The organism is Pollutimonas bauzanensis, from assembly GCF_900129885.1.
In the GTDB taxonomy this organism is placed as follows: Bacteria; Pseudomonadota; Gammaproteobacteria; order Burkholderiales; family Burkholderiaceae_B; genus Pollutimonas; species Pollutimonas bauzanensis.
In genome coordinates this window covers 205,643-224,312 of the sequence record NZ_FQXE01000007.1, presented here as the reverse complement: position 1 = coordinate 224,312, position 18,670 = coordinate 205,643, and the positions used below count along the sequence as shown (strand labels likewise).

Here is an 18,670-nt window from a genome sequence, read left to right as displayed (position 1 = left end):
TACCCTTCGGACGCGAGGAAGCAAATTTATTCTTTAACGTGGTCGCCAAGCGCTATGAACGCGCCAGCATTATCTTGACCAGCAATCTGCCCTTCGGGCAGTGGTCTTCAGCGTTCGCCGACGACCAGACCTTAACGGCTGCCATGCTCGATCGCCTGCTGCACCACGCGCATATTGTTCAGATCGCCGGAGAAAGTTACCGGCTTAAAGATAAACGCAAAGCCGGCCAGGTGAAGGCAAAAGCTTAAGAAAATTGGAGGCCCGGGTGGGTCAGTTTTACTCCGGCCGAAAAGCCGGAAAGTGGGTCAGTTTTAAACCGGCGTTGACAAGTGGTATGCAAATTGAACCAAAGTGAAGCCATCAGGAGGTTTCAGACTGGGCGTGTGTTGTTTTTTTGCGGCACCGCATTTAATCTTTTAGCCTGCGTATTCGGCTTACTGGGCATATTCGGCTTACTGGGCAGTTCGTTGTTTGGTATTTGTCTATTAGTGAGCTTGGTGTTCCACTCACTGGCGGGATCAAAGTTGCACGATCTCCTATACACGATTCTTTTTGAAAACTCGGCATGCGAGCACGAGGCTGAAGGTAGTGACCTTACGTCAGCTACCCCTCGCGAGACCGGGTCATCTGGCGTGCGGATCCGGAAAGCTCGCGGAACGTAACCTCCCGTACGGTACGCCGCTGGCTCAAAGCGGGAAAGTTACCGGCACCGGGCCGTGATCTGAGTCGACGCACCAAAGGTCGGCGTCTACCTACCCTGCATATAGTTAAGTCCTTATTCACCGAAAAGCGAACGGTGATATGGAACTGGTGAGTTTGAAATGACTACTTTAAACACTCAATTCGACTACGACGAGTTAGCCAGACAGATAGCAGCGCGGATGTCACCCGAATCACTGCTAACACCCGAAGATATTGGCATAATGCTCAGGTATCCAGCACGATACATTCGCGAGACCATATCATTATCGCCCGGGTTTCCTGAACCAATCCGGTTTGAGTTACCTTCAAACAAAGACAACAAGGATGGCAATCCTGGTAGCTCAAGAAAGCGCGGAAACCGTCGCTGGCGCCGTTGCGACATTGAGAGCTGGATCGACTCGCTGGCAAATGGTCGTAGACCAGGCGCTAAGCAAAGAAACAGTTAATGTGGCATAAACGCCTCAATTTAATAATTATCCCCATCACCCCGCAAAGCCTTTATACGTGCGGCCCTCGAGTCTCTCCGTTCGCACCATTGTTTAATAATTGACCCTCTTAAATCATTGATTTTCGAGGGTTTTTTATTGGTTTGAACCCCTTCCACGGATAAACAAATCCAGCTCGGCGATCGATGCTGGCGAGGCCGGGATGGCAACGCTTTTGTACATGAACGCAAGCCCTTGCTGCAACGAGTGGCGCAAGTCGCCGTATTCGCCAAACCAGGTGCCTTCAAGCCCATTGCGAGGCACATGCCCCGGCCCGGGCAGATGACAGAAGCCTATATGTCCAATAGCATCGCGTTTGATCATGGCCACCAGTTTCTATATACTGAAGCATAGTGTGGTTTTATTCAGCATACGGAATACAGGCATTCCTCATGGCCATTGCTCCCAGCCGTTCCGCGCTTCGTCCATTCGATATTCTGGACGCGTTCTGTGCCGCCAAGCGGCCGCTATCCCTATCCGAAATGGCGCAGTTGGCAAGTATTCCGATCTCGACCTGCCATAGCGTAGTGCATTCCATGGAACAGCGCGGCCTGCTGTATTTCCTGTCTTCGCGAGAAACCTACCCCACGCGGCGGCTATGGGATATGGCGCGCGAAATCAACAATAATGACCCCATTGCGACACGCTGCCTACCATTCCTGACAGCCTTGCGCGACTCGACCAATGAAACGGTGATTCTGGGCACGCGCCAGGACGATCGCGTGCTGTATCTGCTGGTCGTGGAAAGCGGGCAGACCATACGCTATTCGTCGCGCGCGGGTGATTTCAAGCCTACGCACTCAAGCTCTATTGGCAAAGCGCTGCTCGGCACAATGCCAGACGCCGAGTTGGCCGCGTGGTTAAAATCCCATGATCTGGCCCGGGCAACCAATCAAACCATCACATCAGCCAAGCGCTTGATGGAAGATATCAACACGAGCCGAAATCGCGGCTATAGCATCACCCGCGGAGAAAATGTGGCGGATGTCATGGCCATTGCCGCGCCGCTGCAAAGGGGCTCGATAACCCTAGGCCTGGCCGTGGCCGGCCCGCTCGATCGGATGGACCGGAAAGTCGACGACATATCCAGGCAACTCCTGTCGTGCATCCAGCAAATATCGCTATGACGGCACATTTACATCGCAGCGCCGGAATGCACAATGGGCAATTCGCGGCGTCTCAAAATCTTTTATCCAAACAGGAGTATTGCCATGGCAACCCGACTTTCCGTCATTGCGACCCGTACCGGCGATACAGGCACCACCGGACTTGGCGATGGCAGCCGCGTCGACAAGAACGCGCCCCGCATCGAGGCCATGGGCAATGTCGATGAGCTGAACAGCGTGATCGGATTGCTGCGCACCGAGCCCTTGCCTGAAGACGTGGACGCTTTGTTTTCGCGGGTACAAAACGACCTGTTCGACCTTGGCGCCGAACTTTGCATCCCGGGACACATTGCCGTCAATGAGGCCCACGTAACATTTCTCGATCAAAGCCTGGAGCGCTACAACGCGGATCTGACCCGATTGAAGGAATTCATTCTGCCAGGCGGCTGCAGGGGCGCCGCGCTCGCCCATCTGGCGCGCACAGTCTGCCGCAGAGCGGAGCGCTCCGTCGTGGCGGTGGGCCGCAGCGAAGCCATCAGCACGCCGGCAAGGCAATACTTGAATCGGCTCTCGGATCTTTGCTTTGTCATCGCCCGGGTTTTGAATCGCGAAGCCGGACAGAACGACGTAATGTGGAGCCGGGAATCCTCTGCGTAACGGTGGCAGCCCCGGCAAGCGCGCGGACACATCAAAGCGGGCGCTGGACAATCACAGACAAACAGAATGGAATCCAAATGGAAATACGGAAAATTGCGGGCGCACTGGGCGCGGAGATTTCAGGGGTCGACCTCGCTGCCGGCTTAAGCGCCACGCAAGCTCGCGCCGTGCGCCAGGCGCTATTGGATCATCAGGTCATTTTTCTACGCGATCAGGATCTCACTCCCCGGCAATTCCTGGACTTTGCGCAAGCAATGGGAGAGCCCGTTTGTTATCCTTTCATCAAAGGGATTGAGGGCTTCCCGCAAATCATCGAGGTCAAGAAGCTCGAAACCGAAACCGTCAATTTCGGCGGCATCTGGCACTCGGATACCACCTATCTGAACGAGCCGCCCATGGGGTCGATGCTGCTGTCGCGCGAGGTGCCGCCCTATGGCGGCGATACGCTGTTCGCCAATCAACAACTGGCCTATGACACCCTATCTGACACCATGAGGAAACTGCTGGACGGTCTGATCGGGATCAGCACGTCGTCCAAGGCGGATGTATCCCGCACGCGCGAAGACCGCATCAAAACAGATGGCAAAGACGGCATAGCCCAGGAATACGTTGCCGAGCATCCCATCGTACGCACGCATCCTGAAACAGGCCGCAAAAGCCTCTATGTGAACGTCGCCCATACCGCAGGAATCAAGGGGATGGCCGGCGAGGAGGCAGCTCCTTTGCTGGACTTCCTGTTCCGGCACCAGGTCAAAGCGGAATTCACCTGCCGTTTTTCCTGGTCCCGGCATGCCATTGCGTTCTGGGACAATCGCTGCACAATGCACAACCCCATAAACGATTATCACGGCTTTCGCCGCGTCATGCACCGGATTACGCTAAAGGGCGACAGGCCTTCATGAAACAACATGGCTAAGCGCAACCTTATGGCGGGCCCGCCATAAGGCGGCCCCGACTGGCGCGTTCCGCTGCCTATGACCTCGCCTGGAGCTTTTGAAGCTGGCCGCGATCCATCAAGGCATTGGCAACCGTTGCGCAATAGCTCCACAGATCGCTCTCAACAGCGGCATCCAGCTTTACTGCATCGACCAGCCTGATGATGGCCAATCGATCATGCTTGAATGCAACGCTGCGCCGTAGCAACTCAAGCGCCGCGGCGCGCGCTTCATTCTTTTGCATTTCGGACGCATTAGCCGAAGCCCCAGCATGCATAATCCTTTTGAGTTTTTTTATTTGAGCGCGCGACACGTTTCAGTCCACCTGCGCGCCAGACGCCTTGACCACTTCACCCCACTTCACGACGTCCGCCTGGAGCACTGCGGCGAAATCGTCCGGCGACGTCGCGTAGGGTTCAGCTCCTTGAGCGGCAAAGCTGGCCATCACATCCTTCGAGCGCAGGAGTTCGTTCACATCCTTGTTGATTTTGAGTATCACATCGGGCGGCGTCTTCTTTGGGGCCATCAGTCCAAACCAGGGGTTGACATCAAAATCCTTGAAGCCGGCCTCCGCGATGGTCGGAATGCTATTGAACGAAGGCACGCGCCGACCGCTAGTGACGGCAATGGGATGCAGCGTTCCACTCTTGATGAAACCGGCAACAGACGGCAGGCTGGTAAAGACCAGGTCGATCTGCCCGCCCATCAGATCCTGCAGCGCGGGCGCCGCCCCGCGGTATGGAATGTGGACCAGCTTGACTTTCGCAGCAGCATTGAACATCTCGCCGACCAAATGGTTGACGGAGCCGTTTCCGGCCGAACCGTAAGTGATCCGCCCCTTTTTGGCGGCATCCAGGATTTCGGGAATTGTCTTGAACGCTGCGTCCGCCTTGGCCACCATCACAAATGGCAGCGTGGCCAAGGTCGCCACCGGTGCGAAATCTTTGCCCGGATCGAATGACAACTTCTTGTACAGCGCCCCGTTTATGGCCTGCGTGCCAACATAGCTCATGAGCAGTGTGTAGCCATCGGGACGCGCGGCGATCACCGCCTCCATGCCCACGTTGCCGCCGGCGCCCGGGCGGTTTTCGATTACCACCGTCTGACCCCACTTATCGCCAAGCTTCTGCCCAATAATGCGGGCCAGCGCGTCGGAGGCCCCCCCTGGCGTTTGGGGAACAATGATTCTCACCGGTCTGTCCGGAAAACTCTGGGCGGGAGCTATGGTCGGAACAGCCATGCCGCTGGCCAACAGTATTAGCCAAAAAAGTCGCTTCATCATGAGGTGTCTCCTATATTTATAGTTATCTGCTTACAGTGAAAAAGTCTTGCTGACCAGCAACTCCAGCGCAAGTTCTAATTGACGTTCAAGGGGTGCCGTAAAGAATGCGGCGTCCTGCCGCGCGATCACGTCCGCTGCGCGTATCTCAAGCAGCCGCTTGAGCCGGTAACGGGCTCGCTGTTCCCGCAAAGCCTGCTGACGCGGATCCGCGGTCAGCCATGCTTGGTGCCGGTCTATCGCTTCCGACAGCGTTTCAATCGATTCCGGTTGCGACGCAGAAGCGAGCAGTACCGGCGGAATCCATGCCCCTTGCAATTGCCGGCTGATCGCGGCGATACGCTTGATGTCTGTGGCCATTTTTTGCGCACCCGGAAGATCCGCCTTGTTGACCACGAAAATATCGGCCATTTCCATGATCCCAGCCTTCATTGCTTGCACCGTGTCACCGCTGTCAGGCAGCAGCACCAGCACCAGCGTATCGACCTGCACGCGCACGGCGTATTCAGCTTGTCCTACACCAACGGTTTCCAGCAGCACTTCGGCAAAGCCAAAGTCGTCCATCGCATCCAGCATCTCGGACATGTTGTCCGCAAGACCGTCGGACGTTCTGCGCGAGCCGAGCGAACGGATGTAAAGTTCCGAGGCGCCAGCCAACTCGTCCATGCGAACGCGGTCGCCCAGAATCGCGCCCCCGCTTTTGGGACTGCTTGGATCGACCGCCAGCACACCCAGGCGGCCGTTGCAGGCCCGCTGCAGCGCCAGGTGCCCCAGCAATGTGCTTTTCCCGGCGCCGGGCGCGCCCGTAATACCGATACGGCGGGCATGGCTTGCTGGTGGCTCGCGTAGCGGCCGCTGCGCCAACTCGACCGCGCTGGCGTTCGCGAGCTTGGTCAATGTTCGGCCCAACGCCCGGCGATCAAGTGCCTGCGTGTTCACGGCCAAGCCCTCCCCAACACTTCTTCACGATGCTCGTCCAGCAAGGGAGGCAAGCCATAAGTCGGCGCATAGCCATCAAATCTGATCGGGCTTGCGATGGCACGCAAGGGAAGGCTGCCATCGCCCAGCGTGACAATCAGCGAACGGGCCGCCGCGATGTCACTTTCCAATGCATCGTTGAGGGTGCCCACCTCCGCCGCGACGACGCCCAATGGCTGCAAACGGCGCACCCATTGCGCCGCGGACGCCTCGCGCAGCACCGCCGTAATCCCGGCGACCACGGTATCGCGGTTGGCCCTCCGTCCCGCCATGCTTGCGAAGCGAGGATCGGTGATCCAGTCTGTCCGCCCGACCTCCGCGCAAAATTTCTGCCAGAACTTGTCGTGCGTGATGAACAAGGTGAGCCATCCGTCCGCGGTGGGGAATATCTGCGCGGGCACCACATAGGGATGTGAAGAATCGGGCAGCCGCTCGATCACCTCGCCGGCATTCAACGCGGCTCCCGCCAGGTAGTTCAACTGCGAAAGCATCACGTCATACATGGACACGTCGACCTGCCCGCCTTGACCCTGCACGATCTTCGCAAGCAGCCCGAGGGCGGCGACAAGGCCCGCGGAGTTGTCCACCGCGGAATATCCCGCTTTGGCGGGGGGCGCAGAAGGATCGCCGGTCAATGCCATGACGCCTGTCATCGCCTGGATGACATAGTCATATGCGGGATTGTCTACATATGGGCCTTCCAGGCCATAGCCGGTCAACGCCACGCAGACCAGGCGCTCGTTCCAGGTTCTCAGTGTTTCGTACGTCAGGCCCAGCTTGCGGATGGCCGAGGGCCGCAAATTGGTAATGAGCGCATGCGACTCCTTCAGGATCCCGCCCAGATTCCGGCGCCCTTCGTCACCCGCCAGGTCGAGCACCACGCTTTTCTTGTTGCGATTGAGACTTGCAAAATAGGCGTTATGCGGCCCGATGAAGTGGGGGCTGACGCTGCGGCCGATATCGCCTTCGGGCGTCTCGATCTTGATGACTTCGGCGCCCATGTCGGCCAGCATGAGCCCGCAATAGGGTCCGGCCAGCATGTGGCCGACCTCTACCACCCGTATGCCCGCGAGTGGCCCATTCATGCCAGGCACTCAGCCAATATCTTGACCACGAGGTCCAATGGCATATCCGCAGTGAAGACGGCGGCCACACCGAGCTTTCGCAGGTACGGTTGATCTTCCGCGGGAATAGTGCCGCCGACAAATATCTTGATGTCTCCGGCTTTCAGTTCATGCAACTGCCCGACCACGTCTTCGACCAGTTCTCTGTGGCTGCCGGAAAGAATGCTCAGGCCAACAGCATCGACGCCCTCATCCACCGCCACTTGGGCGATCTGCAGCGGGCTGCGGCGCAGTCCGGTATAGATCACTTCCGCACCGGCGTTGCGCAGTGCAAGCGCGATAATCTTGGCGCCAATGTCATGGCCGTCGAGCCCGGGCTTGCCTATCAATATCCGTTTGCCCGTCAGTGCAGGCCTTGTTTCAAGTCTGTTCATAGATTCACCGGTTCCTTGAATTCGCCCCATTGCTTCTTCAGACATGCGACCATCTCGCCAACAGTGGCGTAGGCGTGGCAGCAATCCACGAGGTAAGGCATGACGTTCTCGCGGTCGTTGGCCGCGGCCGTGGCAAGCTTCGCCAGCGACGCATCGACCTGCGACTGATTGCGCGTATCGAGCACACGCTGGAATTTCTCAAGCGCGCGTTGCGCGACTGTCGGATCGAGCTTGAACACATCCCCTACCTTGATCTCCTCGTTGAGCTTTTTGAAGTGGTTCTGCCCGATGATGACGTTGTGGCCGGAATCGGTGTCGAGCTTGCGTTCGAGGCCGCGCTCGGCCAGCCGCAGCTGGAGCCAACCGTCCTCGATGGCCCTGACCACGCCACCATAGGCATCTATCTCGGACATCACTTCCGTGATCCTCTCTTCCATGCGGTCGGTATGCTGCTCAAGAAAGTAGCTGCCCCCCAAAGGGTCGACAGTGCGTCCAATGCCGCTTTCATAGGCGATGATCTGCTGCGTGCGCACCGCAAGTTCCGCAGAGAACTCAGTGGGAATCTGGAATGCCTCATCGAAGGCGCAGGTGAAGATCGACTGCGCGCCGCCCATCACCGCGGCCATTGTTTCCACGGCCACGCGCACCACGTTGTTATAAGGCTGGGGCGCCACCAGCGACGAGCCGCCGCACACCACCCCGAAACGGAAGTGCTGCGCCTTCGGATCCCGGACGTCGTAGCGCTCCTTCATGAGGCGCGCCCACAGGCGCCGGCCGGCACGGAATTTTGCGATTTCCTCGAAAAAGTCCATATGCACGTAGAAGAAGAAAGACAGGCGCTTGGCGAATTTCTCCACATCGCCGCCGCGCGCCTGCAATTCGTCCACATAGGCAAGACCATTGGCCAATGTATAGGCCATCTCTTCCGCGGCCGTCGCACCCGCGTCACGCACATGCGCGCCGGCAATACTGATCGGATTAAAGCGCGGGGACACATCATTGGAATAAAGAATCGAGTCGGCGATCAAGCGCATCGAAGGACGAACCGGAAAGATCCAGGTGCCGCGCGCCACGTATTCCTTGAGAATGTCATTCTGGATGGTGCCGGTAAGCTTGGCCCGGGGCACATTCTGCTTGTCCGCCACGGCGAGATACATGGCATAGATGATGGCTGCCGTGCCGTTGATTGTGAAGGACGTGGATATCTTTGAAAGGTCCAGGCCGTCAAAAAGAATTTCGGCCTCGCTCAGATTGGAAAGCGATACCCCGACCTTGCCGATCTCGGGCCGAGCCATCGGGTGAGTGGGATCCAGCCCGCACTGCGTGGGCAGATCCAGTGCGACCGACAGCCCGGTCTGCCCCTTGGCCAGCAGGAACTTGTAGCGTTCATTGGATTCCTCGGCCGTGCCGAAGCCGGAATATTGCCGAATAGTCCAGAGGCGCCCTTGGTAGCCATCGGGAAAAATGCCGCGTGTGAACGGGTACACGCCAGGCTCGCCAATGTTTTCCGGATTGACCGCCGAGGCATCAACGCTCGCCGGAACCTCTATTCCACTACGATTGACTGACTGAAGCGTCGGCTCGATGGCCATAGCTTCGGACTTGTGTTTGCTGCTCATTTTTTTCCTTTGGACAGAAGTTTTTCCGAAAAACTCCAATGATCCTCATGGAGCCAAGTGGCTATCAATTGACGCTGCTCCACGGATCGGCGCTCGTCGTATGCAAGGCCCTGCCGGCAGGCGCGGGTTTGCGCCTTGATCCCGCGCAACACCTGCGGCGGACACGAAAGCATGGGGTCCAGGAAGGCCTGGATATCCTGCTCCACCGAGGCCTCGCCAATGACAGCATCGGCCAAACCCCAATCCAGGGCCTGCCGGGGATCCACCAGTTCGCAGCGGCTCATCATTCTCATTGCCCGGGAAGTGCCTATCAGCTGGCATAAATCCGGTCCCCCTCCCCAGGCAGAGGTAATCGCCAGCTTGGCTTGAATGAAGCCAATGCGCGCCTTGCTCCCTTGCATGCGCATGTCGCACGCAAGCGCCAACTCGGCGCCGCCGCCGATCGCGTCACCGTTCAGATAGGCGATGACCGGCAGGGGGCAATTGCGCAGAGCGTCAAGCGCGGTACGCGCGCCGTTGGCCATCTCAATGGTGGCCTGTTCATCGCGAACACTGGCCAAATCCACAAGATCGCCGCCAGCCGCAAAGTAGCGCTTTCCGGCGCCGGTCAGGACGATGCATCGCGCGCTGGCCTGGCCTGCGGCCAGCGCCACCGCCTGCGCCAATTCCCGCAAAACGCTGCGTGCGAGAGCGTTGTGCTTTTTCTCGCGATTGATGGTGATCCACCACACGCCGGATACGCGCTCTTGAACCAGGATGTCATTGTCGGCCTGCATTGATTGATGTCTCCTGCTCATTTTCTTGATGCGACTATAATTAATAAAATTCGGTATTCAATACAATGAATTCAGTATTTCGAATAAATTTTAAATATGAGGTCGAATATTCTGCTTAAAAAAGAGTTTGTTCAGAATATTGAATTTAAGAAAATCATTTCCCAGGATTTGGAAAGCTCTGCTATGTCCTTGCCTACACCCGCGCAAAAGCCCGCCACCGTTGTCGGAATTGAACGTCTTCTCGACATTTTTGAAGCATTCCAGCTCAGCCAGCGGCCGCTGTCACTGACTGATCTGGCCGAGGCGGCGAACATCCCGAAAAGCACCTGCCACGCCATCGTCGCGACCCTGTCCAGCCGGGGTTACCTGTATTCGCTCAGCCGCCCGCGCGCCCTCTATCCCACCAAACGCATGTATGACGTGGCGCTCGACATTCTCAAGAAGGATCCCTTTCTTGAACGCGCTACGCCGCTGCTGGAGCGCCTGCGCGATACCTCGCGCGAGACTGTCATTCTGGGCAAACGGCAGGGTGACTCTGTCGTCTACCTGCAAGTCATCGAGAGCTTGCAATCGATACGCTATTCGGCCAAAACCGGGGATATCAAGCCCATGCATTCAAGTTCGATTGGAAAGGCATTGCTCGGCAGCCTCAAGGAGACGGAATTGCGGCACTGGCTGGCTGAAAAGCCATTGCCCGCAATCACCTCTTCGACCATCACCGATCCCGAAAAATTAGCGGATGACATCCTGCAAAGCCGCCAGCTCGGATATTTCCAGACGCGGGGAGAAAATGTCAGCGATGTCTGGGCGGTATCCGCTTTCCTTAAGGTCGACAAAGAGACTTTTGCCATTGCCATCGCCGGTCCAAAGCATCGGATGGAAGCCAGCCTGCCCGAATGCGCACATCTGCTGGTCGCGACATGCAGCTTCCTGTCGCATACTTTGTGTAGATAGCCGTCCTGGGCAGCTTCCGGGCGCCGCGCGTGCCCGGCCGGTGAAACCAGATATTGCTTGGCGCGAAGCGCTCCGCAGGACGGCCTGCTAAAATCGCTAGCTTACTGTTTACGCTGCGGCAGCCATGAATCCCCGACTAAGCGCCCTCCATCCCTACCCCTTCGAAAAGCTGCGGCGTCTGCTGGCTCAGGCCGACACCCCTCCCGCCCATCTGGCTCCCATCAATCTGTCCATAGGCGAACCCAAGCACGCCACGCCGCCGCTTATTGTCGCGGCCATGCAGGACGCGATGGGCGGCCTGTCGGTGTACCCGCCCACCAAGGGCGATGCGGCTTTGCGCGGCGCCATCGCCGACTGGATAGCGCGCCGCTACGCCATCGCGCGGCCCGACCCGGAGACCCAGGTGCTGCCCGCGCTGGGTTCCCGCGAAGCCTTGTTCGCCTTCGCGCAGACCGTCATCGACCCGGACGCCGGCGCGCTCGTGGTTTGCCCGAACCCTTTCTATCAGATCTATGAAGGCGCCGCCCTGCTGGCGGGCGCGCAGCCCTACTTCATCAACGCCCAGGCCGAGTTGAATTTCGGCTACGACTGGAATTCGGTGCCGGCCGATGTCTGGCGCAGGACGCAATTGCTGTTCGTGTGCTCGCCCGGCAATCCGGCGGGCAATGTCATGTCGCTGGACAACTGGAAGACGCTCTTCGCGCTGTCCGACGAATACGGCTTCGTGATTGCCGCCGATGAATGCTATTCCGAGATCTATTTCGACGAAGCCGACAAGCCCCTGGGCGGCATGCAGGCGGCAAGCCTGCTGGGGCGCGGCGACTATCGCAACCTGGTGTGCTTTTCCAGCCTGTCCAAACGCTCCAACGTGCCCGGCCTGCGCTCGGGCTTCGTGGCGGGCGACGCCGGGCTGATCAGCCAGTTCCTGCTCTATCGCACCTACCACGGCAGCGCCATCAGCCCGGTGGTATCGCGCGCCAGCATCGCCGCCTGGAACGATGAAGACCATGTGGTCGAGAACCGCCGGCTCTACCGCGAAAAATTCGCGGCCGTCCTTCCCATACTCGGGCCGGTGCTCGATACCGGCTGGCCCGACGCCTCCTTTTATTTGTGGACCCGGACGCCTTATGCCGATACCGACTTCGTGCGCGACCTGTACGGCGCGACCGGCGTCACCGGGCTGCCAGGCAGCTTCCTGGCGCGCGAAGCACAGGGCGTGAACCCCGGCGCCGGACGCATGCGCATCGCCCTGGTCGCTCCGAAACAGCAATGCATCGAGGCTGCCGGGCGCATTGCCGCCTTTCTGAGCCGCGGCGCGGCGGCATAAACCCGGTACAGCCAGATACCCCTACCACTGGGCCAGTAGCAAGACTGCCCATCGGTTCCCACCAAACCTTGCATCAACAAAGACATGAAACGCCTATGACTATCGATCTGCAAAGCACCATAGAACAAGCATGGGAAGACCGTGCGCAACTCTCGCCGACATCCGGGCACGCCGCCATAAGGGTAGCCGTGCAGGCCGCGCTGGCGGACCTGGACGCGGGCCGGCTGCGCGTCGCCGAGAAAATCGGCGCCGAATGGGTCGTGCACCAGTGGCTCAAGAAAGCCGTGCTCCTGTCTTTCCGGCTCGAAAACAATGTCGTGATGGGCCAAGGCGCCCTGCAGTTCTACGACAAGGTGCCCACCAAGTTCGAGAGCTACGACGCCCAGGCTTTCGCCGACGGCGGCTTTCGCGTGGTGCCGCCCGCCGTCGCCCGCAAAGGCTCTTTCATCGCCCGCAATGTGGTCCTGATGCCTTCGTACGTCAACGTCGGCGCCTATGTCGACGAGGGCACCATGGTCGATACCTGGGCCACCGTCGGCTCTTGCGCGCAGATAGGCAAGAATGTCCATTTGTCTGGCGGCGTAGGCATAGGCGGCGTGCTCGAACCCTTGCAGGCCAATCCCACCATTATCGAAGACAATTGCTTTATCGGCGCGCGCTCGGAAATCGTCGAAGGCGTGATCGTCGAGGAAAACTCGGTATTGGCCATGGGCGTGTTCATTTCCCAGAGCACCAAGATCTACGATCGCGCCACGGGCGAAATCACCTACGGCCGCGTGCCCTCGGGCTCGGTGGTCGTGCCGGGCTCGCTGCCCAGCGCCGACGGCTCGCACAGCCTGGCCTGCGCGGTCATCGTCAAGCGCGTCGACGCCCAGACGCGTTCCAAAACCAGCATCAACGACTTGCTGAGGGCCTGATGTCCGATTCCGCCGTCCTGCAACTTGCCAAGGACCTGATCGCCAGGCCCTCGCTGACGCCCGCCGACTGCGATTGCCAGCAAATGCTGGCCCGCCGGCTGGAGGCCGCCGGCTTCGCCTGTGAAAGCCTGGTCTTCGGCGATGTCGTCAACCTGTGGGCGCGGCGCGGCGCGGCCCAGCCGCTGCTGGTGTTTGCCGGGCACACGGATGTGGTGCCGACCGGGCCGCTGGAGCGCTGGGACAGCGATCCGTTCACCCCGACCGAGCGCGACGGCATGCTGTACGGGCGCGGCGCGGCCGACATGAAAAGCTCGATCGCGGCCTTCGTGGTCGCGGTCGAGGAATTCGTGGCCCGCCATCCCGGCCATCAGGGCTCGATAGGCTTGCTGATTACGGCCGACGAAGAAGGCCCGTCGATCAACGGCACCGTCAAAGTCTGCGAGGAACTGGCCCGGCGCGGCGAGCAGCTGGACTACTGCATAGTCGGCGAGCCCACTTCTGTCGGTACCCTGGGCGACACGGTAAAAAACGGCAGGCGCGGGTCCTTGTCGGGCAAGCTGACCATCAAGGGCAAGCAAGGCCATGTGGCCTATCCGCAGTTGGCGCGCAATCCCATCCACTTGCTGGCGCCGGCGCTGGTGGACCTGACCGCCCATCAATGGGATGCGGGCAACGAATATTTTCCAGCCACGACCTTCCAGGTGTCCAATCTGCATTCGGGCACCGGCGCCACCAACGTCGTGCCGAGCACGGCGGTGCTGGACTTCAACTTCCGCTTTTCGACGGCCAGCACGCCCGATATGCTGAAGGAGCGGGTAAACGCCATTCTGCGGCGGCACCAACTGGACTATGATCTGGACTGGACCCTGGGCGGCAAACCCTTTCTCACGCCCAAAGGCGAACTGAGCGCGGCGCTGGCCCAGGCCATCGAGGCCGAAACCGGTGTCGCCACCCAGCTATCGACCACCGGCGGCACATCGGACGGCCGCTTCATTGCCGGAATATGCCCGCAAGTCATTGAATTCGGGCCGATCAACGCCAGCATCCACCAGATCAATGAACACATCCGGCTCGATACGCTGGAACCCTTGAAAAACATCTATCGCCGCAGCCTCGAGCATCTTTTGCCCGACACGGCCTGATTGGAGCCCGCATGCACGAAACCGCCCACCATGAGCTATTGACCCTGCGCGATCTCCTGCGTTATGCCATCAGCCAATTCAACGCGTCGAAGCTGTCATTTGGACATGGCAGCGACAACGCCTGGGACGAAGCCGCCTATCTGCTGCTGCACACCCTGCATCTGCCCCTGGATACGCTGGAGCCTTTCCTGGACGCCAGGGTCCTGCCGGAGGAGCGCGAACGCTACTTGACGCTGATCGAGCGCCGCATGGAAGAACGCGTGCCCGCCGCCTACCTCACGGGGGAAGCGTGGCTGCAGGGCCACCGCTTCGTGGTGGACCAGCGCGTCATCGTGCCGCGCTCGCCGATATCCGAACTGTTGTCCGACGGCCTGAGCCCATGGATTTCCGACCCCGCCGAGGTCGAATTCGTGCTGGACCTGTGCACGGGCTCGGGCTGCCTGGCCGTACTGGCGGCGCTGGCCTTTGAAAACGCCCAGGTCGACGCGGTGGACCTGTCCGAGCACGCACTGGAAGTGGCCGACGAGAATATCGAACTGTCGGGACTGGACGGCCGCATCACCACGCACCGCAGCGACCTGTTCGACCAGTTGCCGCAGTGCGAATACCAGCTTATCGTCTGCAATCCGCCTTACGTCAATAACCATTCGATGGAGGCGCTGCCCGCCGAGTATCGCCACGAACCCACCATGGCCCTGGCGGGCGGCGAAGACGGCATGGACCTTGTGCGCCGCCTGTTGCGCTCGGCGCCCGACTTCATGGCGCCCGAGGGCGTGCTGGTGCTTGAAATCGGCAATGAGTACGAAAACTTCATCGCGGCATTTCCGGACCTGGAGCCGGTCTGGCTGAGCACCGCCAATACCGAAGACCAGATCCTGCTGCTTACCCGGGAACAATTGGCCTCGTGATCCGCGCTACAGGTTTGACATTACGCCGGGGTGCGAAAGTACTGCTGGAGAACACCGATTTCGTGATCAATCCCGGCGAGCGGGTGGGCATGGTCGGCAAGAACGGAGCGGGGAAATCGACCCTGTTTTCCCTGCTGCAGGGGCGGCTCGACGCCGACGCCGGGACGGTATTCATCCCGGCGGGTTGGCGCATCGCCAGCGTCGAACAGGAAATCAGCGACAACAGCGCCCCGGCCCGCGAGTTCGTGATGGACGGAGATACGCATCTGCGGGCCCTGCAGGCCGAACGCGCCAGCACGCCCGACAGCAATGGCCATCGCATCGCCGAGCTGGAGTCTGCCCTGGTCGAGGCCGACGCATGGAGCGCGCCTTCCCGGGCGGAGCAACTGCTGGCCGGCCTGGGCTTCGCCCCCGGCCAGTGGCTCTCCCCGGTCAACAGTTTCTCCGGCGGCTGGCAAATGCGCCTGGCGCTGGCCCGCGCGCTGATGGCGCCTTCCGAACTGCTGCTGCTCGATGAGCCGACCAACCACCTCGATCTGGACGCCATGTTGTGGCTGGAGCGCTGGCTGGGCTCCTATGAGGGCACCGTGCTGCTGATTTCGCACGACACCGAATTCCTGGATGCGGTGGCCAGGACGATACTGCATTTCGACCATGGCAAGCTGATGCGGTACCGCGGCGGCTACGAGGACTTCCTGACGCAGCGCGCCGAGCGCATGCGCCTGACCCACCTGGCCTGGGACCGCCAGACGCGCGAAACGGCCCGGCTGCAAAGCTTTATCGACCGCTTCAAGGCCAAGGCCACCAAAGCCAAGCAGGCGCAAAGCCGCGTGAAAGCCCTGGCCCGGATGGAGGTGCTGGCGCCGCTGCAGGCCGAATCCGGCATCGATATACGCATACCCACGCCGACGAGCATGCCCGACCCCTTGCTGGTGCTGGACAAGGTGTCGACAGGCTATACCGACGACCAGGGCAATGCCCGGGTCGTGCTGCGCGATGTGCAGCTCATGGTGCGCGGCGGCGGCCGCATCGGGGTGCTGGGCGTCAATGGCGCCGGCAAGAGCACGCTGATCAAGACCCTGGCCGAGGAATTGCCGGTGCTGGCCGGTGAACGGCGCGCCTCCAAGGGCCTGGAAATAGGCTATTTCGCCCAGCATCAGCTGGACATGCTGGACCTGGAATCGACGCCGCTGCAGCATCTGTCGCGGCTGGCTCCGCAGGCGCGCGAGCAGGAATTGCGCAATTATCTGGGCGGCTTCGGCTTCAGCGGCGACACGGTCAACAACAAAGTGGCCCCGATGTCGGGCGGCGAGAAAGCGCGGCTGGCGCTATCGCTGATAGTCTGGCAGAAGCCCAATCTGCTGTTGCTGGACGAGCCGAGCAATCACCTGGATGTGGATACGCGCGAAGCATTGGCGACCGCGCTGGCGGAGTTCGCCGGCAGCGTATTGCTGGTATCGCATGACCGCCATCTTCTACGCACGACAGTGGACAGTTTCTGGATCGTGGCCGATGGGCAGGTGCATGAATTCGACGGCGATCTGGAAGATTACCGGGATTGGCTGGCGGCGCGCTCGGCCTCGGCCCGGGCCGAGGCGCGCAATGATGCACGCAACGATGCGCAAGGTGGCAGCGCCGGGGCGCAGGGGCTGGACCGCAAGGCGCAGCGCCGGCAGGATGCCGAGGAGCGGCAACGCCTGGCGGCTTTGCGCAAGCCGCTGGACAGCAGGCTGAAGAAGGCCGAAGCCGATATGGAGCAGGCCAGCCGGCGGCTGAAGGAGCTGGACGCCTTGATCGCCGACCCGGATTTCTATTCGGAGGCGCGCCGCGAAGAACGCATCAGCTTGCTGGGGGAACACGGCGAACTGAGCAAAAGGCATGGCCAGCTGGAAGAGCAATGGCTGGAGTTGCAGGAGGAATTGGAGTCGCTTGCCGGGAGTTGAGTGAACACGCGGCTGTTGCCCTTGACACGCCGCTGTCGCCTACATTAACTTTCGGCTGAACCACGTCTCGCGGCAAAGATACCGGCGCCCCTCCGATGAATCCGGTTGCCAGGCTCGATACCAGCACCCGTCCAATAAACCCAATGGCCAGGCGCCGTGGGCGGGTGCAAGTTGCGCGCGAGCTAATACTTATACATTGTTATGTCTCCGTTGGCTTTCCAGTCTGCACATCGTTAAAAAACGATGGCGTCCCGCAAACTGCCACCCGAGGCGAGATGGTCGAAGCCTTCATTGACCTGGTCCAGCGAAAACGATTTGCCCAGCAGCCGGTCGACCGGCAATCTTCCCGCCTTGTACAGGTCGATGTAGCGGCCGATATCTATCGCCGGCACGCCGGAACCCAGATAGCTGCCGCGAATTTCGCGTTCTTCGCCCACCAGTTGGGACAGTGACAAGGAGAAGCTGGATTTGGGATTGGGCAGGCCCGAGGTAATCGTGACGCCGCCCCGGCGGGTCAGTTTATATGCGGTCTCGAAGGCGGGAACCGCGCCGGCCATGTCGAAGCCGTAATCCACCTGCCCGCCCGCCATCTCGTACAGGTCGGCATCGCTCTTCACATGCCTGGGGTTGACGGCATGCGTCGCGCCCAATTGCGTGGCCAGCGCCAGCTTTTCATCGCTGAGGTCGACGGCGACCACGCGCCGCGCCCCGCCGGCCACGGCCGCCAGCAAAGCGCTCAGGCCCACGCCGCCCAGGCCCACGATGGCGGCCGTATCGCCCACCCTGATCCGGGCGCGATTAATCACGGCTCCCGCCCCGGTCAATACGGCGCAGCCGAACAAGGCCGCCTCGCGATGCGTAATGTCCGCAAGGACCTTGACGCATGAACGCCTGGACACGACGGCGTGGTCCGCGAAGCATGAAACGCCGGTGTGGTGATTGAGGTATTCGTCGCCGATATGGAGGCGGCGCGCGCCGCCCAGCAAAGTGCCCTGGGTGTTGGCCGCGGCGCCGGGTTCGCACAGCGCCGGCCGGGCCTGCATGCAGGGATTGCAGCAGCCGCAGGCCGGCACGAACACCATGACGACATGGTCGCCAGGCTGCAGGTCGGACACGCCGCCGCCGACTTGCACCACTTCCGCCGAAGACTCGTGCCCCAAAACTATGGGCACTCCGCGAGGGCGGTCGCCGTTGATGACCGACAGGTCGGAATGGCACAGGCCCGCCGCCTTTATCTTTATCAGGACCTCGCCGAAACCGGGCGGGTCCAGTTCAACCTCGGTGATGCGCAATGGCCGGCTTTCAGCATAGGGAGCCGCCATCCCGACCTCGCGCAAAAGCGCCGCTCTGATTTTCATGGGTTTGTCATCCGAAAGTAATCGATTAAACGGGTACGGCCGCCGTCCACGGGAAACTGACGAATTTTATACCGAAGGGCCGCGCG

The 18,670-nt window shown here is 60.3% G+C and carries 19 protein-coding genes; 10 read left to right on the top strand and 9 right to left on the bottom strand.

The window, feature by feature from the left end:
* A partial coding sequence (locus tag BUB23_RS15050) for an ATP-binding protein (protein WP_178372320.1) occupies nucleotides 1-248 on the top strand: 248 nt, incomplete at its 5' end.
* Nucleotides 249-1,283: 1,035 nt separating this feature from the next.
* On the opposite strand, the gene BUB23_RS26755 is transcribed toward BUB23_RS15050, so the two are convergent.
* Nucleotides 1,284-1,511: a hypothetical protein gene (locus tag BUB23_RS26755; protein WP_143160993.1), complete on the bottom strand. Its 228-nt coding sequence runs from the start codon at nucleotides 1,509-1,511 to the stop codon at nucleotides 1,284-1,286.
* A 68-nt stretch (nucleotides 1,512-1,579) separates the two neighbouring features.
* On the opposite strand from BUB23_RS26755, the gene BUB23_RS15045 reads away from it, so the two are divergent.
* The 3 genes from BUB23_RS15045 (at nucleotide 1,580) to BUB23_RS15035 (ending at nucleotide 3,852) form a co-directional block, all read left to right on the top strand.
* Nucleotides 1,580-2,314, top strand: coding sequence for an IclR family transcriptional regulator (locus BUB23_RS15045; RefSeq protein WP_073104144.1), 735 nt, complete (start codon nucleotides 1,580-1,582; stop codon nucleotides 2,312-2,314).
* Nucleotides 2,315-2,398: 84 nt separating this feature from the next.
* A complete protein-coding gene (locus tag BUB23_RS15040) occupies nucleotides 2,399-2,950 on the top strand; it encodes a cob(I)yrinic acid a,c-diamide adenosyltransferase (RefSeq protein ID WP_073104193.1) in 552 nt (183 codons plus the stop codon).
* Nucleotides 2,951-3,027: 77 nt separating this feature from the next.
* Entirely contained in the window at nucleotides 3,028-3,852 is an 825-nt protein-coding gene (locus BUB23_RS15035) for a TauD/TfdA dioxygenase family protein (protein ID WP_073104143.1), read from the top strand.
* 70 nt (nucleotides 3,853-3,922) lie between these two features.
* On the opposite strand, the gene BUB23_RS15030 is transcribed toward BUB23_RS15035, so the two are convergent.
* From BUB23_RS15030 to BUB23_RS15000, 7 genes are read right to left on the bottom strand one after another with little or no spacing between them, the layout of a single operon-like run.
* Nucleotides 3,923-4,198 (bottom strand): hypothetical protein, encoded by a 276-nt coding sequence (locus BUB23_RS15030; protein WP_143160992.1) that lies wholly within the window; start codon nucleotides 4,196-4,198, stop codon nucleotides 3,923-3,925.
* Between the two features lie 3 nt (nucleotides 4,199-4,201).
* Nucleotides 4,202-5,167: a Bug family tripartite tricarboxylate transporter substrate binding protein gene (locus tag BUB23_RS15025; RefSeq protein ID WP_073104140.1), complete on the bottom strand. Its 966-nt coding sequence runs from the start codon at nucleotides 5,165-5,167 to the stop codon at nucleotides 4,202-4,204.
* A 30-nt stretch (nucleotides 5,168-5,197) separates the two neighbouring features.
* Nucleotides 5,198-6,103, bottom strand: a complete 906-nt coding sequence (locus BUB23_RS15020; RefSeq protein WP_073104191.1) for an ArgK/MeaB family GTPase — start codon at nucleotides 6,101-6,103, stop codon at nucleotides 5,198-5,200.
* Complete coding sequence (locus tag BUB23_RS15015; RefSeq protein ID WP_073104138.1) at nucleotides 6,100-7,227, bottom strand: CaiB/BaiF CoA transferase family protein; 1,128 nt, start codon at nucleotides 7,225-7,227, stop codon at nucleotides 6,100-6,102. Before BUB23_RS15015 ends, BUB23_RS15020 begins: the two co-directional genes overlap by 4 nt.
* Entirely contained in the window at nucleotides 7,224-7,640 is a 417-nt protein-coding gene (locus tag BUB23_RS15010; RefSeq protein ID WP_073104136.1) for a cobalamin B12-binding domain-containing protein, read from the bottom strand. The genes BUB23_RS15015 and BUB23_RS15010 overlap by 4 nt, the downstream gene beginning before the upstream one ends.
* Nucleotides 7,637-9,232, bottom strand: a complete 1,596-nt coding sequence (locus tag BUB23_RS15005) for an acyl-CoA mutase large subunit family protein (RefSeq protein ID WP_425439550.1) — start codon at nucleotides 9,230-9,232, stop codon at nucleotides 7,637-7,639. The genes BUB23_RS15010 and BUB23_RS15005 overlap by 4 nt, the downstream gene beginning before the upstream one ends.
* Before the next feature lie 23 nt (nucleotides 9,233-9,255).
* Nucleotides 9,256-10,035 carry an enoyl-CoA hydratase/isomerase family protein gene (locus BUB23_RS15000; protein ID WP_073104132.1) on the bottom strand — a complete coding sequence of 260 codons (780 nt, stop codon included), beginning with the start codon at nucleotides 10,033-10,035 and terminating at the stop codon, nucleotides 9,256-9,258.
* Between the two features lie 96 nt (nucleotides 10,036-10,131).
* Here BUB23_RS15000 and BUB23_RS14995 point away from each other — a divergent pair, with 96 nt between their 5' ends.
* The 6 genes from BUB23_RS14995 to BUB23_RS14970 all read left to right on the top strand — a co-directional run bounded on the left by BUB23_RS14995 (nucleotide 10,132) and on the right by BUB23_RS14970 (nucleotide 17,226).
* On the top strand, nucleotides 10,132-10,989 hold the full coding sequence (locus tag BUB23_RS14995) for an IclR family transcriptional regulator (protein WP_245801284.1): 858 nt from the start codon (nucleotides 10,132-10,134) through the stop codon (nucleotides 10,987-10,989).
* Nucleotides 10,990-11,113: 124 nt separating this feature from the next.
* Entirely contained in the window at nucleotides 11,114-12,316 is a 1,203-nt protein-coding gene (dapC, locus tag BUB23_RS14990; protein WP_073104122.1) for a succinyldiaminopimelate transaminase, read from the top strand.
* Nucleotides 12,317-12,411: 95 nt separating this feature from the next.
* Nucleotides 12,412-13,233: a 2,3,4,5-tetrahydropyridine-2,6-dicarboxylate N-succinyltransferase gene (gene dapD / locus BUB23_RS14985; protein ID WP_073104121.1), complete on the top strand. Its 822-nt coding sequence runs from the start codon at nucleotides 12,412-12,414 to the stop codon at nucleotides 13,231-13,233.
* Complete coding sequence (gene dapE, locus BUB23_RS14980; protein WP_073104120.1) at nucleotides 13,233-14,375, top strand: succinyl-diaminopimelate desuccinylase; 1,143 nt, start codon at nucleotides 13,233-13,235, stop codon at nucleotides 14,373-14,375. Before dapD ends, dapE begins: the two co-directional genes overlap by 1 nt.
* Nucleotides 14,376-14,386: 11 nt before the next feature.
* The gene (prmB, locus tag BUB23_RS14975) at nucleotides 14,387-15,283 is read left to right on the top strand and encodes a 50S ribosomal protein L3 N(5)-glutamine methyltransferase (protein WP_073104113.1); all 897 of its coding nucleotides are present in this window, start codon (nucleotides 14,387-14,389) and stop codon (nucleotides 15,281-15,283) included.
* Nucleotides 15,280-17,226, top strand: a complete 1,947-nt coding sequence (locus BUB23_RS14970) for an ABC-F family ATP-binding cassette domain-containing protein (RefSeq protein ID WP_143160991.1) — start codon at nucleotides 15,280-15,282, stop codon at nucleotides 17,224-17,226. The genes prmB and BUB23_RS14970 overlap by 4 nt, the downstream gene beginning before the upstream one ends.
* 233 nt (nucleotides 17,227-17,459) lie before the next feature.
* Here BUB23_RS14970 and BUB23_RS14965 read toward each other — a convergent pair whose 3' ends face one another.
* Nucleotides 17,460-18,584 carry a zinc-dependent alcohol dehydrogenase family protein gene (locus BUB23_RS14965; RefSeq protein ID WP_073104108.1) on the bottom strand — a complete coding sequence of 375 codons (1,125 nt, stop codon included), beginning with the start codon at nucleotides 18,582-18,584 and terminating at the stop codon, nucleotides 17,460-17,462.
* Nucleotides 18,585-18,670 lie beyond the last annotated feature (86 nt).

Excerpts from the sequence above, each read along its gene's own strand:
- BUB23_RS14995 (WP_245801284.1), top strand. The coding sequence starts at position 10,132 with ATGAGGTCGAATATTCTGCTTAAAAAAGAGTTTGTTCAGAATATTGAA.
- BUB23_RS15035 (WP_073104143.1), top strand. The coding sequence starts at position 3,028 with ATGGAAATACGGAAAATTGCGGGCGCACTGGGCGCGGAGATTTCAGGG.
- BUB23_RS15045 (WP_073104144.1), top strand. The coding sequence starts at position 1,580 with ATGGCCATTGCTCCCAGCCGTTCCGCGCTTCGTCCATTCGATATTCTG.
- dapE (WP_073104120.1), top strand. The coding sequence starts at position 13,233 with ATGTCCGATTCCGCCGTCCTGCAACTTGCCAAGGACCTGATCGCCAGG.
- BUB23_RS15000 (WP_073104132.1), bottom strand. The coding sequence starts at position 10,035 with ATGCAGGCCGACAATGACATCCTGGTTCAAGAGCGCGTATCCGGCGTG.
- BUB23_RS26755 (WP_143160993.1), bottom strand. The coding sequence starts at position 1,511 with ATGATCAAACGCGATGCTATTGGACATATAGGCTTCTGTCATCTGCCC.
- dapC (WP_073104122.1), top strand. The coding sequence starts at position 11,114 with ATGAATCCCCGACTAAGCGCCCTCCATCCCTACCCCTTCGAAAAGCTG.
- BUB23_RS15015 (WP_073104138.1), bottom strand. The coding sequence starts at position 7,227 with ATGAATGGGCCACTCGCGGGCATACGGGTGGTAGAGGTCGGCCACATG.
- BUB23_RS15010 (WP_073104136.1), bottom strand. The coding sequence starts at position 7,640 with ATGAACAGACTTGAAACAAGGCCTGCACTGACGGGCAAACGGATATTG.
- BUB23_RS15040 (WP_073104193.1), top strand. The coding sequence starts at position 2,399 with ATGGCAACCCGACTTTCCGTCATTGCGACCCGTACCGGCGATACAGGC.
- dapD (WP_073104121.1), top strand. The coding sequence starts at position 12,412 with ATGACTATCGATCTGCAAAGCACCATAGAACAAGCATGGGAAGACCGT.
- BUB23_RS14965 (WP_073104108.1), bottom strand. The coding sequence starts at position 18,584 with ATGAAAATCAGAGCGGCGCTTTTGCGCGAGGTCGGGATGGCGGCTCCC.
- BUB23_RS15005 (WP_425439550.1), bottom strand. The coding sequence starts at position 9,232 with ATGGCCATCGAGCCGACGCTTCAGTCAGTCAATCGTAGTGGAATAGAG.
- BUB23_RS15025 (WP_073104140.1), bottom strand. The coding sequence starts at position 5,167 with ATGATGAAGCGACTTTTTTGGCTAATACTGTTGGCCAGCGGCATGGCT.
- prmB (WP_073104113.1), top strand. The coding sequence starts at position 14,387 with ATGCACGAAACCGCCCACCATGAGCTATTGACCCTGCGCGATCTCCTG.